Genomic DNA, 14,598 nt, shown 5'->3' on the forward strand with positions numbered 1-14,598 from the left:
GTGGACTACATGAGCAAATTTAATAGTATGCTTGAAAGCAAAGTAATGCCTATCGCCGGAAAAATGGCAGGTCAACGCCATTTACAAGCACTTCGAGACGGTATTGTTCTAACAATGCCGCTCATTATTATCGGTTCCGTATTTTTAATACTATCGAATTTACCGATACCAGGTTACAACGACTTTATGGCAGGGATTTTCGGAAAAGAATGGGCCACAAAAATGGCGTATCCAGTTGGAGCTACATTCGATATTATGGCGCTGCTTGCTTGTTTCGGAATAGCCTATCGATTAGCTGAAAAATATGGAGTAGACGCTTTGTCCGCAGGTGCTATTTCACTTGCTGCCTTTTTACTTGCTACTCCGTATAAAGTGTCGTTTCTCCCAAGCGGCGCTAAAGAAGCTATTTTAGTAGACGGCGGAATTCCAACCGCTTTAATGGGAAGTAAAGGACTTTTCGTAGCAATGATTGTCGCGATTCTCTCTACGGAAATTTACAGATGGTTTATTCAAAAAGATATTGTCATCAAGATGCCTGATGGAGTTCCACCCGCTGTTGGAAAATCGTTTGCCGCTCTTATTCCTGGCTTCACGGTAATAGCATTTATTTGGATTTTACGTTTGTTAGTAGAACAAACGCATTTTGGAAGTCTGCATAATATCGTTGGAGAATTGCTTGGAAAGCCTTTAGGTGTGTTAGGCGGCAGTTTAGGCGGTACGCTAGTTGCCGAGCTTGTTATTATGCTCATGTGGTCTTGTGGACTTCATGGAGCGAATATTGTCGGTGGAATTATGGCTCCAATTTGGTATGGAGCTATGGATGAAAACAGAATTGCATTTGCTAGCCATGAAGCATTACCCAATATTTTCACACAGCAGTTCTTTGACATTTGGATTAATATCGGAGGCAGCGGAGCGACACTAGCTCTAGTCGTTGCCATGATTTTAAAAGCGCGCAGTCAACAAATGAAGCAGCTTGGTAAATTAGGAATAGGGCCAGCTCTTTTTAATATCAATGAGCCGATTATCTTTGGACTTCCGATGGTGATGAATCCAATGATGCTTATTCCGTTTATTATTACCCCTCTTGTGACGGTAGTAGCAACCTATATTGCCATGTCGACAGGACTGGTAGCAAAACCAGCAGGTATTGCGGTTCCTTGGACCATGCCTCCGATTATTTCTGGCTATTTGGCCACAGGAGGAAAATTATCGGGTGCAGTTATGCAAGCTATTAACATCGGCATTTCTGTTTGCATTTATTATCCTTTCTTTAGAATGTGGGATAAACAAAAATTCACTGAAGAACATGGTATACAGCCTGCAGTTGAAGGGGTACCAAGTGATACACAGAAAGATATTGTGTGAGGAGGGATAAAGAATGGAAAGCGTTCAAGAATATATTTTTAAATTAATCTTACACGGTGGAAACGGCAGAAGTTCAGCAATGGAAGCGATAGGGGCTGCCAAAAAGGGAGATTTTTCAGAAGCGCGTGAAAAGCTTACACAAGCTTCTGAAGAATTAAATGCTGCTCATCATATCCAAACGTCGTTAATTCAAGGAGAAATTAGAGGGGATAGCACAGAAATTTCTCTGCTCATGATTCATGCTCAAGATCATTTAATGAATGCGATGACGGTAAAAGAAATGGCTACTGAATTTGTAGATTTATATGAAGCAATCAAAATTTCTGGGGGGATTACATTATGACAAAAGGTATTAAAATTGTAACAATTGGCGGAGGTTCAAGCTATACGCCTGAACTAATAGAAGGGTTTATTAAACGATATGATGAACTTCCAGTTCGAGAACTGTGGCTAGTAGACGTGGAAGAAGGAAAAGAAAAATTAGAGATTGTTGGAAATTTAGCGAAGAGAATGGTGAAAAAATCAGGTTTGCCAATCGAGGTTCATTTAACGTTAAATCGAAGAGAAGCACTAAAAGATGCGGATTTCGTAACAACTCAATTTCGCGTTGGCTTGTTAGATGCACGAGCGAAAGATGAAAGAATCCCGCTTAAATACGGGGTGCTCGGTCAAGAAACAAACGGACCGGGAGGATTATTTAAAGGACTTCGCACCATTCCCGTTATTTTAGATATCTGCCGTGACATTGAAGAGTTATGTCCAGAAGCTTGGCTGATTAACTTCACAAATCCTGCTGGCATGGTAACAGAAGCTGTGCTTCGCTATAGTAACATTAAAAAGATTGTAGGACTTTGTAATGTGCCAATCGGAATGGAAATGGGGATTGCTAAGCTGCTTGATGTAGACCACTCTCGCATTCGAATTGATTTTGCTGGTTTAAATCACATGGTCTACGGATTAGATGTATATGTAGATGGTGTAAGTGTCAAAGATCAAGTTATTGATTTATTGAGTGATCCAACTAACAGCAGCTTTGTGAAAAATGTAGCAGGACTTGGATGGGAGCCAGAATTCACAAAAGCGCTAAATGCGTTAACGTGTCCATATCACATGTACTATTATAAAACGCGTGAAATGGTAGAAAAAGAGCTTGTTAATTATGAAAAAGGTGAAACCAGAGCAGAAGTCGTGAAACAGTTGGAAAAAGAGCTGTTTGAACTGTACAAAGATCCTAACCTAGACATTAAACCGCCTCAATTGGAACAGCGCGGAGGTGCTTATTATAGTGATGCAGCGGTTCGATTGATTACATCCATTTATACGGATAAAGGCGATATTCAACCTGTAAACACAGTGAACAATGGCGCTATTGCAAGCATTCCAGCTGATTCTGCTGTAGAAGTAAGCTGTATCATTACAAAAGATGGTCCAAAGCCAATTTCAGTCGGCGATCTTCCCGTACCTGTCCGCGGTCTTGTTCAAACCATTAAGTCATTTGAGCGGATTGCAGCTGAAGCAGCAGTGACAGGAGATTATGACAAAGCTATTTTAGCATTAACCATTAATCCTCTTGTTGCTTCTGATAAACTAGCTAAACAAATTGTCGATGAGATGTTAGAAGCTCATAAAGATTACTTGCCTCAATTTTTTAAAACGGTTCAAGCTTAAAGTCAAGCTGTTCGAATACAGTACGTATTCGAACAGCTTTTTTGTATAAAAGATATCTATTGTTTTTACTCTTTTCCATTTATACTAAGACACAAGACTCAGGGGGGATACAGCGTGAATAGGAAGAGAGAAGAACTAAATAGTATTGATGAAATAGCGGATGGAGAATTAAAAACTATTTTTGATATTTCTCATGATGCTATTTATATGTCTGATGGAGAGGGAAGAACATTAAAGGTAAGTTCGGGGTGTGAAAGGATATGGGGATACAAGGAAACAGAGTTGCTTGGAAAAACGGTTTATGAGTTAGAAAAAGAGGGGGCATACAGTCCATCGATTACGAGGCTTGTGTTAGAAAAGAAAGAAAAAGTATCAATGATTCAAGTTACAAAGTTGGGAAGGCGATTAAAAGTAATAGGTGCACCAATAAAAAATACGAAGGGGGACATTATTCGAGTCGTTAATATTTCAAAAGATATTACGGAACAGAACCAGTCTTTACAAAACGAAAAAAAAATTGCTCCATTTGAACATCTTCCTCAGGGTCAGATGGAAAGGTTGAATAACAAAAAGGTAAAGCAGATGTACATTTTGAGCGAAAACGAAGAAATGAAAACAGCGGTTTCTAGAGCTGAGAGAGCAGCTTTAGTAGAATCTAGTGTGTTAATCCATGGAGAAAGTGGAGTTGGTAAAGAAACCATGGCATATTTCATTCACGAGCGTAGTCCACGGAACAAAGGGCCGTTTGTAACAGTTCGTTGTGGTGCAATTTTATTATCTAATATAGAAAAGGAGATTTTTGGGCAAGGGGAGGAAATAGGAGCAATTGAAAAAGCCGGCGGCGGTACGGTTTTTTTAGATGAAATTGATTTATTGCCTTTGCCACTACAGCTGAAGTTATCTTACCTCGTAGAACAGCAATTAACATCCTCATATACTAGTGCTCGGTTTATTACGGGGACTTCAACTAATTTAACGGAAAGTATAAAAATAGGGGAATTTAGAAAAGAGCTGTATTATCAGCTAAGTATTATCCCTATTCAAATACCTCCGCTTCGAAACAGAAAAGAAGATATTATTCCATTGACGTTACATTTTTTAGAGAAAATTAATTTCTTGTATGAAAGTAAGAAAAAGCTACATCCTAGGCTGTTGAAAAAACTACAAAACTACTACAGCTGGCCAGGAAATGTTCGAGAGCTTAAAGCGTTAGTAGAGCGATTATTTGTATTAACAGAAGGAGAGTGGATTCAAGAAGAACAGTTAATGAGTGACATACTAGTAAGTGCAAAAAATGAAAAGAAAATTGAAATTCATGAGCTAATGCCTTTAAAAGCCGCGGTTCATTTAGTGGAACAAGAATTGCTGAGAAAGGCTAAGAAGAAATATAAATCCACTACACAAATAGCAAGAGCGCTGGGCGTTAATCAGTCTACAATTAGTAGGAAGCTAAGCCGCTTTTAATCGAAATAAAATGCCTATGCAAAAGTGCATAAATTATAAAAGGAGGGAGATAAACTCTGTAACTATCAAATTTTTATAAGAAATACGTTCACAAAAACTTATGCATAGACGCATAAGTTTCTTTTTTTATGAGATTGAATTTTCAGAAAATAATTGATATTAATAATAAAGTAGAGCAGTTTTATAGGCAGCATATTTTTCGTAGGGAGTGAGGAAAATGAGAGGAAAGTACAGATATTTTATTATGGGTATGATCGTATTTATGACCGTAGTGAATTATATCGACCGAGGTGCTATATCGTATGCACAAGAAGCAATTATAAGCGAGTTTAACCTAAATCCTAAAACATGGGGAGGGATATTAGGCTATTTCGGATATGGTTATATGTTTGGTGCATTATTTGGCGGAGCGTTAGCTGATAAGAAAGGACCTAAATTTGTATGGATTGTAGCAGGTATGGCTTGGTCCGTATTTGAAATAGGAACGGCTTTTGCTGGTGAAATAGGGATGGCCTTGTTTGGTGGGTCTGCTATTGCTGGATTTGCTGTTTTCCGGGTTTTATTTGGATTAGCGGAAGGGCCTACTTTTTCAACCATTAATCGTACAATGGCTAACTGGGCAGCTCCGAAAGAACGAGGATTTGCTGCTTCTATCGGATTACTTGGTACGCCGCTTGGTGCACTGTTAACTGCTCCAATTGCAGTAGCCCTGCTGTCTTTTACAGATTGGAAAACGATGTTTATTATCCTTGGGTGTATTGGTCTTGTATGGATTACGATTTGGATTAAAGTATTTACTAATCAGCCGGAAGAAAATAAAAGAGTTTCTCAAGAAGAATTAGCCGAAATACGATCCACTCAAGGTTTGCTAAAGTTTGAGAAAGAAAGTGGACAGAATGAAGAAACTGTTCCTTGGTATCACTTCTTTAAAAATCCTACGTTAGTCATGAACGCTATCGGTTACTTTGCTTTTCAATATGTGAATTTTTTAATTTTGACTTGGACTCCTAAGTATTTGCAAGATACATTTGATTTTCAATTAGGGTCACTATGGTATTTAGGTATGATTCCATGGACAGGAGCTTGCATCACCGTGCTGTTAGGAGGGAAAATATCTGATTACTTACGAGAAAAAACAGGAAGCCTGCGCATAGCAAGGTCTGGATTAGCCGTTGTCTCTCTATTTTTTACAGCTCTCTGTTTTATTTTCATTCCTACGGTTAACAGCGTAGCAGCAGTACTGACGCTAATGACAATTGGAAATGCATTTAATTTCTTGCCCAACTCTGTGTATTGGACAGTAATTATTGATACAGAGCCGTCAAAAGCAGGAACGTTTGGTGGTGTTACGCACTTTTTTACAAATATCGCCACGATTGTAGCACCGACATTAACAGGTGCGTTAGTAGCTGCTAGTGGATACGGAGCGATGTTTACTGCAGCTGCCGTAGCCGCTGTTGTTGGAATGATAGCCATGATTTTTGTGAAGCCAGGAAAGCGTATTATTAAGCCTATCATTCCTGTTAAACAAAGTAGCTAACCTTATATCATAGTAAAAAGAGGAGGCATATACTTATGCATTCAGATTCTATTTTAAACATGGATATAACAACGTTATCCTTAAAAATAAAAAATAAAGAGATCTCTCCGGTAGAGATTACAGAGTGCTTACTAGATCGTATTAAAGATATTAATCCTGCTTTAAATGCTTTTATAACGATAAACGAAGAGGCAGTAAAGCAGGCGAAAATAGCAGAAAAAGAAATTATGAATAACGAGTATAAAGGAGCGCTTCATGGTATTCCAATTGGCGTTAAAGATCTTGTATACACAAGAAATATGAAAACGACGATGGGTTCTAAAATTTATCAACATTTTACGCCGGATTATGACGCAACCGTGGTAGAGAAGCTTCATCATGCAGGAGCGATTACGATTGGAAAACTTAATACACACGAATTTGCGTATGGGCCAAGCGGAGATGTTTCATATTATGGAGCCGTAAAAAATCCGCACGATACGAAGAGGATTTCAGGAGGTTCGAGCAGTGGTTCTGGGGCAGCTGTTTCAGCTGGATTATGTTATGGAGCGATTGGTACAGATACAGGAGGATCTATTCGTATACCTTCATCTGCATGTGGCATCGTAGGGATGAAGCCAACGTTTGGTCGAGTAAGTAAGCATGGTGTTTTTCCACTTGGCGAAACGTTGGATCATGTAGGACCGATGACGCGAACCGTTTCAGATAATGCTTTATTTTTAGAAACAATTGCCGGCTATGATACAAAAGATCTTTATTCAGTAAATAAGCCGACCGAACATTTTAGTAGATTCATTGGTTCTTCTATTTTAAAAAAAACGATTGGCATACCTTCTAATTTTTACTTCGATGCTTTAGATTCAGAAGTTGGGAATGCTTTAAAAGAGGCAGTGAAGTGTTTGGAAGAGCTAGGTGCAAGTGTAAAGTCTATTGAGCTTCCTATGCTGTCACAAGCATCTTGGGCACAGTCGAAAACGATTCAAAGTGAAGCCTATATGGTTCATGAGAAGCGAATGAAAGCGTATAGACAAGACTATCAGCTTCCCGTTCTTGAGAGGCTGGAAGAAAGCCAAAAAGTAACGGGATATGAGTATGCAAAAGCGCAGCAAATTCGCTTACAAGCTCAGAAAGAATTTCAGGACGTATTTGAAAGTGTAGATGTGTTAATTGCTCCGACGCTACCGATTCTACCTCCTTATATGGGAGAAGAAAAAGTAAGAGTTGATAATCAGATGAAGTTAGTTCGTTCGGAGCTCCTTCGCTTAACAGAACCATCTAACTTACTTGGTTTGCCTACGCTGTCGCTACCATGTGGTTATTCTCGTGATGGGCTTCCAATCGGAATGCAGCTCATAGGACCACATTTTGCTGAAGCTGCTCTCTATCAAATCGGATACGCGTTTGAACAACATCGCCATATCCCTACACTAAAATGGAATATTCAAACACAGCCAACGTTAAGCTAAAGAAAAAGGTTCATTTTTGAACCTTTTTTCTGTTTGTTCAGCTAGATTTCTAGCAGCATCAGTGTAACAATATAAAATAGAAACAGTTGGCAAAGGGTGGCTAAAAATGATTCATTTATTAATTATGATGGTAGAACGAGTCGGAGTTATTGTCATCTTAGGCTTTTTGCTGGCACATACAAAAGTTTTTCGGCAATTTCTCCGTAAACAGCAAGGTTATAAAGGAAAAGCTGTACTTATTTTTATTTTTTCTCTTTTTAGCATTATTAGTAACTACACGGGAATTGAAATTCAAGGAACGATTATTCGAAATGAAGATTTATTATTAAAAGTAGATCCATCAAGCTCCATTGCAAATACGCGGATTATGGGTGTGGAAATGGGCGGTCTGCTTGGCGGTCCTTTTGTTGGTTTAGGAGTAGGACTACTTGCCGGCGTTCATCGCTTTATGTTAGGTGGGAGTACGGCGTTTAGCTGCGCTGTTTCATCCGTTTTGGCAGGAGTGTTAACTGGATATATCGGTTATGCCTACCGGAAAAAACATCGAACGATTACACCGCGCTTTGCTGCACTTGTAGGCATAGCGATGGAAACGCTTCAGATGCTGATTATTTTATTATTTGCTAAACCGTTTGATTCGGCATGGACGCTAGTGAGTATTATTGCTATTCCAATGATTATTGTAAATGGTACGGGAAGCTATATTTTCTTATCTATTATTCAGTCCATTTTACGGCAAGAAGAACAAATGAGAGCGCTTCAGACACACAAAGTATTATTAATCGCGGATCAAACTCTTCCGCATTTTCGGCAGGGTCTCACTAGTGAATCATGTGAAAATGTTGCAAATATTATTCATCGCTTCACAGGTACGGACGCTGTTTCGTTAACGGATACGCACAAAATTTTAGCTCATGTGGGAGAAGGAATTGATCACCATGTTCCTTCGCACAGTTTAATTACCGGGCTGTCTCACGAAGTGCTGAAGACGGGGAAAATTATGAAAGCAAAATCCAGAGAACAAATTGATTGTCAGCATAAAGACTGCCCGCTTCATGCCGCAATTGTAATGCCGCTTACTTCTCACGGTACTACCATTGGAACACTAAAAATGTACTTTAAAGATGCGAGCGGGTTAAGCCGGGTGGAGGAAGAGCTGGCAGAAGGATTGGCCAAACTTTTTTCAACTCAGCTAGAGCTCGGCGAAGCAGAGCTTCGAAGTAAATTGCTAAAAGATGCGGAGATTAAAGCTTTACAGGCACAGGTGAATCCTCACTTTTTATTTAATGCCATTAATACGATATCGGCGCTTTGCAGACAGGACGTAGAAAAAGCTAGAAAGCTGCTACTGCAACTAAGCGTTTATTTTCGTTCTAATTTGCAAGGTGCAAGGCAGCTGTTGATTCCGTTATCAAAAGAGCTTGACCATGTTCACGCGTACTTATCGCTTGAACAAGCCAGATTCCCTAATAAATACGAAATTGACATGTATATTGAAGAAGGACTAGATGATGTCTTGCTTCCGCCGTTTATTCTTCAAGTACTTGTGGAAAATGCCATTCGGCACGCGTTTCCGCGCAAACAAAAACACTGTCGCGTAGAAGTTTATATTGAGACAAAAGATAAATATGTATACGTAAAGGTAAAAGACAATGGACAAGGTATAGACACAAAACGATTGGAACTGCTTGGCAATGAGCCTGTTTTTTCAGAAAAAGGAACGGGGACGGCTCTTTACAATATTAAACAACGTTTACATGGATTGTTTGGAAAAGAAACGACACTGGAGTTTGACGTAACAGAGGGAACAGCAGTTTCGTTTGTTATACCAATTGAATTAAAAAGCGAGGGTATGTAATATGCTGCGAGTACTAATAGTAGACGATGAAATGTTAGCGCGAGATGAATTAAAATATTTACTCCACCGAACGAAAGAAGTAGACTTCATTGAAGAAGCTGAAAGTATCGAAGAGGCGTTGGATAAAATGATGGATGAAAAGCCGGATTTATTATTCTTAGATATACAGTTGTCAGATGACAGCGGTTTTGATATTGCGAAAAGACTTAAAAAAATGAAAAACCCGCCTGCTATTATATTTGCAACTGCGTACGATCAGTACGCTTTACAAGCCTTTGAAGTAGATGCAATTGACTATATTTTGAAGCCTTTTGATGAAGAAAGAGTGGTGCAGGCCATTCATAAATATAAAAAAATGCGTGTTCCTCATCACGTTGTTAAAGAAGAAGAACCGATAGGAGAGTCTTCTTCTCAAACGGGAAAGTTAGCGATTTCTGTAGACGATTCAATTGTGTTAGTAAATATAGAGGACATCTTGTTTGTAGGGCTAATAGAAGGAGAAGTCACCATTCAGACCATAACAGAATCCTATCATACTGCAGATACGCTGGCTATGCTAGAAAAAAAGCTCCCTTCTCAGTCGTTTGTTCGTGTGCACCGGGGTTATATCGTCAACGTACATCATATTTCCGAAGTACAGCCATGGTTTAATTCCACGTATAATTTAGTGATGAAAAACGATAAGCGAGTTCCTGTCAGCCGTACATATGCTAAAGAATTGAAGAAGCGTTTAGGAATTTAAGTAAGAAACAGCTTGCGTATGCATTTTAGCAGGCTGTTTTTTGCATTTCAAGGCTCGATTTTTGTAAGTGAGCACAAATATTCGACTCTTTGATTTGAAAACGCTTTCTAATGTGTTTTCATTTTATATAATGAAGTCAACAAACAGAGAGAGGTGAAAGAAATGAGTGCTAAAAAAGTGTATGGCTTTTTAACACAAGCATTTATTTTTTCCGTAATTATGTTGATTTCAGATTTTATTGCAGAGCATTTGCCTTTTCCGATGCCAGCTTCAGTTATTGGACTTGTGCTGTTATTTCTTGCACTCTGCTTGAAGATTATTAAACTAGAGCAAGTTGAATCACTGGGAACGGCTTTAACTTCTTTGATCGGATTTTTATTTGTACCAGCAGGTATTTCTGTTATGAATTCATTAGGTGTTATGCAGCAGTACGGCATTCAAATTTGTTTAGTTATCATCGTGGCAACGATTATTTTGTTAGGCGTTACAGGCTTATTTTCACAGCTTATACTTGGCATGACAAAAGATAATAAAGCAAAAGAAGAAATAAAAGATGTAGATATGAGTGAAAAAACAAAAAAACAGGGCATTGCGTAATATCAATTATAAAGAGACAAGGTGGTTGGAAAGATGAATCCGTATTTTGGAATCGTGGTTTCTTTAGCTGCGTACGGTATTGGAACGTATTTATTCAAAAAGTCAAAAGGGTTTTTCTTATTTACTCCTTTATTTGTGGCAATGGTGCTCGGGATTGCTTTTTTGAAACTTGGTCACTTTTCTTATGAGGAGTACAGTAGCGGCGGAAAAATTATCAGCTTCTTTTTAGAACCGGCAACAATTGCTTTTGCCATCCCTTTATATAAGCAAGCCGATAAATTAAAAAAGTACTGGTGGCAAATTCTTTCTTCTATTGCAGTAGGATCAGTTTGTTCGGTAGCGATTATTTTTGCGATTGCTAAAGGTATTCATATGGATGAAGTCGTGATGAAATCAATGCTCCCACAAGCAGCTACAACAGCGATTGCACTGCCATTGTCTCAAGATATTGGAGGGATTCCTGCTATTACTTCCTTTGCCGTTATTTTTAATGCAGTTATTGTATATGCACTGGGCGCATTATTTTTAAAAGTATTCAAAGTGAAAAATCCAATTTCAAAAGGATTAGCGCTGGGAACGTCCGGGCATGCGCTAGGAGTAGCCGTAGGGATTGAAATGGGAGAAGTAGAGGCAGCCATGGCAAGTATTGCAGTCGTTATTGTAGGTGTCGTCACAGTTGCCGTTATTCCACTTTTTGTTCAGCTAGTCATGTAATAAAAGCCTGAAGATGTCAGAAAACCTCTGACTTCTTCAGGCTTTTATTTGTTAATACACCACTCCAAAATGTCGTGATGCGCAGTTTTGGCAGGTTGTATGGTCAAAAAGACTCTCAGGAATGATAAATTCAAAACAAAATTGACATTGTTTGAATTGACTTTGTCTATAAAACATTGTCTCTAAGAAAATAGCTGTAATATGTTCGGTTATACGCTTATGGGAACGTTGTTCTAAAGTGGACCACGGAATAGACTGATGCTCTATGTAAATCGGAGAAGAAGTATAGGGTGTATCCCATTGAATGGCTTGATATCCAAACGTAAGGCCATGACGTGCTGCTGATGTAAATATGATCAGGTTTTGATGGAATTCTGGTAGAGGTAATTCTAGTTTTTGATCTTTAAGCGATCTCGTTTTGGAATGAAGGTTATACAATTTAATTTGAAAATGAATCCACTGAGTGGCGTGAACGGTTATTGACATGTTTTAAACCTCCAATTCAGAATCTTTCTTTTATCATAATTGATTTCAAAATAAATAAATAGTAGGCAAAAAGAAGATAACAAAATTTTATATAGAGTACTTATAAAGCGTAGAGAAAGGTAATGCAAGCACAGCATCCTTTTTTCTACCCCTTTTTAAAGCAGATTAATCTTCTATATAAAAGCCTGCTTTCAACGAAAGGTATCGGCGTATTCATACGCTTTAAACAGATTTTAATGTTAGAAGTTATAACAAGGTCCATTTCTTTTAGAGAAGTTTATGAAATAATAAAAAATGTATATTTTACGGTCTGAATCTATGTGTTGGAGGTTTTTATATGACGAAACAAAAGCTGATAGTAATCGGAAACGGAATGGCGGGAATGCGCTGTATTGAAGAAATTCTTATTCATTCTCCAGAGTGTTTTGATATTACTGTTTTTGGAAGTGAGCCTCACGTTAACTATAATCGAATTTTATTATCAACCGTTTTACAAGGCAGTACAAAGCTTGAAGATATTAACATTCATTCTTTTGCATGGTATAACGAAAATAATATCAATTTATTTAAAGGAGAAAGTGTTACGCACATAGACACCAAGAGAAAAATAATAAAAACAGATAAAAACAGAGAGACGATGTACGACAAGCTTATTATTGCTACCGGTTCGAGCCCGTATATGCTCCCCGTTAAAGGGGCTGAAAAAGAAGGGGTCCTCGGTTTTCGTACCATCGAAGACTGTCGGAAAATGATTGAAATTTCTAAACGGTATAAAAAAGCAGCGGTTATTGGAGGAGGTCTGTTAGGGCTGGAAGCTGCTAGAGGACTATTAAATTTAGGGATGGATGTTCAAGTTATTCATCATTCGGGTTTTTTAATGGAGCGACAGCTAGACAGAGCAGCATCTGCCATGTTAAGAGAAGAATTGGAAAAGCAAGGCATGAGTTTTCTATTAAACAAACATACGGATGAGATTATAGGGGGAAATCGAGCAGAAGGCGTCCGATTTAACGATAACAGCAAAGTTGCAGCTGATTTAGTTGTAATGGCTACAGGAGTGAGGCCAAATGTGAATCTCGCTAAAAAAAGCGGAATAGCAACAAATAGAGCAATTATCGTAAATGATTATTTAGAAACGAGCATTCCGGATATCTATGCAGTAGGTGAATGCGCTGAACATCGGGGGATGACATACGGCCTTGTTGCTCCTCTTTACGAACAAGGAAAAGTCTTAGCGCGACACCTTTGCCAAATAAAAAACGAAGGTTATGGCGGGTCCGTTCTTTCCACTCAGTTAAAAATATCAGGAATAGACGTTTACTCGGTCGGAGAGTTTAAGGAAAATCAAGGTGCAAAAGCTATTACGATTTCGAATATGTTAGATGGTATATACAAAAAAGTAGTTTTTCGCGAAGGGAGAATAGTGGGAGCCGTTCTTTTTGGGGATACCAGTGAGGCTATAAAGCTATCACAAATGATTAGTGAAAAAAAGGATTTGTCGCAAGCGGAAAAAGTACAATTATTTCCTTCACAATATGAAAAAGAAAATGCAGCAGCTTCTATGCCACTTACAGGTATCGTATGTAACTGTAACGGTGTAACCAAGGGAGCTATTATTGAAGCAGTACAGAAAAATGATTTAACGACAGTAGATGAAATAAAAAATTGCACGAAAGCTTCTGGTTCATGCGGAGGATGCAAGCCCCTTGTAACAGATCTTTTAACGTATATTCAAAGCAATGAATTTGATGAAAACATTGAACAAAAAACCTTTTGTGCTTGCACACATCTATCAGAAGATGAGCTGGTAAGAGAAATGCAGCAATATCAATTTGAAACGGTTCAGCAAGTAAGAGAAATGTTAAAGTTTAAAGACATGAAAGGCTGCTCGTTATGTGAAGGCGGTCTTCATTACTATTTAAATATGATGAATCCTCATTATGAAAATAATCGACATTCTTTATTTACTATGGAGAATGAACAGGCCGTTTTGCTTCATGACGGTACTTATGCAGTGGTACCGCAAATACACGGTGGTCTGACAAATGTACAGGAATTAAGGAACATAGCAAATGTAGCTGAAAGGTACAACATCTCGAATATTCGTTTAACAAGTGATCAGCGCATTCAACTTATTGGAGTGAAAAAAGAATATCTTTCGTTGATAAGTGAGGAAATAGATAGAGGACTTCAGCAGCTATATGAACGTACAGTTAAAAATGTATCTGTTTATATAGGAAAAGGAACGTGTATTTGTCAGTATGAACCTGCTCTTGCTTTATCAAATGAATTAGACAAACAGCTTGAATACGTAAAGACCCCATGCGATATCAAAATCAGTATTGCTTCTTGTTTTCACATTACAGAGGATGTCACAACAAGTGATATAGGATTAAGAAGAATAGACAGAGGTTGGGAAATATATGCTGGCGGAAGCAGCACAGAAGCCAGAAGCGGGGAGCTGTTTTATGTGGCCGAAACGAACGAAGAAGCGATAGAAATCAGCTGTTCTTTGATTCAATATTACCGTGAAACGGGAAACTATTTAGAAGCTGTCGGCAGCTGGATCGAGCGAGTAGGAATTGTTCATGTCAGAGAAGTTTTGTTTGAGGCAGACAATCGAGAGTATTTAATGAAGCAGCTCAGCTCAGAACGCTCTCGTGCAATCACATATTTATTATAGGAAAGAAGGGGG

The 14,598-nt window shown here is 38.4% G+C and carries 12 protein-coding genes; 11 read left to right on the plus strand and 1 reads right to left on the minus strand.

Features of this window, described 5'->3' with window-relative positions; translation table 11 throughout:
- Window positions 1-9: 9 nt before the first annotated feature.
- From celB to lrgB, 10 genes are all read left to right on the plus strand, one after another.
- Window positions 10-1,368, plus strand: a complete 1,359-nt coding sequence (gene celB / locus MKX72_RS03945; protein WP_155008523.1) for a PTS cellobiose transporter subunit IIC — start codon at window positions 10-12, stop codon at window positions 1,366-1,368.
- A gap of 13 nt (window positions 1,369-1,381) precedes the next feature.
- Window positions 1,382-1,711, plus strand: a complete 330-nt coding sequence (locus MKX72_RS03950) for a PTS lactose/cellobiose transporter subunit IIA (RefSeq protein WP_155008522.1) — start codon at window positions 1,382-1,384, stop codon at window positions 1,709-1,711.
- A complete protein-coding gene (locus MKX72_RS03955; RefSeq protein WP_034269418.1) occupies window positions 1,708-3,036 on the plus strand; it encodes a 6-phospho-beta-glucosidase in 1,329 nt (442 codons plus the stop codon). Before MKX72_RS03950 ends, MKX72_RS03955 begins: the two co-directional genes overlap by 4 nt.
- A 114-nt stretch (window positions 3,037-3,150) precedes the next feature.
- Window positions 3,151-4,500 (plus strand): sigma 54-interacting transcriptional regulator, encoded by a 1,350-nt coding sequence (locus MKX72_RS03960; protein ID WP_154991716.1) that lies wholly within the window; start codon window positions 3,151-3,153, stop codon window positions 4,498-4,500.
- 217 nt (window positions 4,501-4,717) lie between these two features.
- Window positions 4,718-6,040, plus strand: coding sequence for an MFS transporter (locus MKX72_RS03965; protein ID WP_155008521.1), 1,323 nt, complete (start codon window positions 4,718-4,720; stop codon window positions 6,038-6,040).
- A 35-nt stretch (window positions 6,041-6,075) separates the two neighbouring features.
- The gene (locus MKX72_RS03970) at window positions 6,076-7,506 is read left to right on the plus strand and encodes an amidase (RefSeq protein ID WP_223546315.1); all 1,431 of its coding nucleotides are present in this window, start codon (window positions 6,076-6,078) and stop codon (window positions 7,504-7,506) included.
- A 106-nt stretch (window positions 7,507-7,612) separates the two neighbouring features.
- Window positions 7,613-9,364, plus strand: a complete 1,752-nt coding sequence (locus MKX72_RS03975) for a sensor histidine kinase (protein ID WP_047751631.1) — start codon at window positions 7,613-7,615, stop codon at window positions 9,362-9,364.
- Window position 9,365: 1 nt separating this feature from the next.
- Window positions 9,366-10,106 carry a LytR/AlgR family response regulator transcription factor gene (locus MKX72_RS03980; RefSeq protein WP_098113872.1) on the plus strand — a complete coding sequence of 247 codons (741 nt, stop codon included), beginning with the start codon at window positions 9,366-9,368 and terminating at the stop codon, window positions 10,104-10,106.
- A 162-nt stretch (window positions 10,107-10,268) separates the two neighbouring features.
- On the plus strand, window positions 10,269-10,703 hold the full coding sequence (gene lrgA / locus MKX72_RS03985) for an antiholin-like murein hydrolase modulator LrgA (RefSeq protein WP_028412310.1): 435 nt from the start codon (window positions 10,269-10,271) through the stop codon (window positions 10,701-10,703).
- Window positions 10,704-10,736: 33 nt separating this feature from the next.
- Window positions 10,737-11,417: an antiholin-like protein LrgB gene (lrgB, locus tag MKX72_RS03990; RefSeq protein ID WP_028412309.1), complete on the plus strand. Its 681-nt coding sequence runs from the start codon at window positions 10,737-10,739 to the stop codon at window positions 11,415-11,417.
- Between the two features lie 51 nt (window positions 11,418-11,468).
- Here the strand turns inward: lrgB and MKX72_RS03995 are convergent, their stop codons facing one another.
- Window positions 11,469-11,903 (minus strand): hypothetical protein, encoded by a 435-nt coding sequence (locus MKX72_RS03995; RefSeq protein WP_033578088.1) that lies wholly within the window; start codon window positions 11,901-11,903, stop codon window positions 11,469-11,471.
- 337 nt (window positions 11,904-12,240) lie between these two features.
- Here MKX72_RS03995 and nirB point away from each other — a divergent pair, with 337 nt between their 5' ends.
- A complete protein-coding gene (nirB, locus tag MKX72_RS04000; protein WP_155008520.1) occupies window positions 12,241-14,586 on the plus strand; it encodes a nitrite reductase large subunit NirB in 2,346 nt (781 codons plus the stop codon).
- Window positions 14,587-14,598: the final 12 nt, after the last annotated feature.

The organism is Priestia sp. FSL R5-0597 (assembly GCF_038006305.1).
In the GTDB taxonomy this organism is placed as follows: Bacteria; Bacillota; Bacilli; order Bacillales; family Bacillaceae_H; genus Priestia; species Priestia zanthoxyli.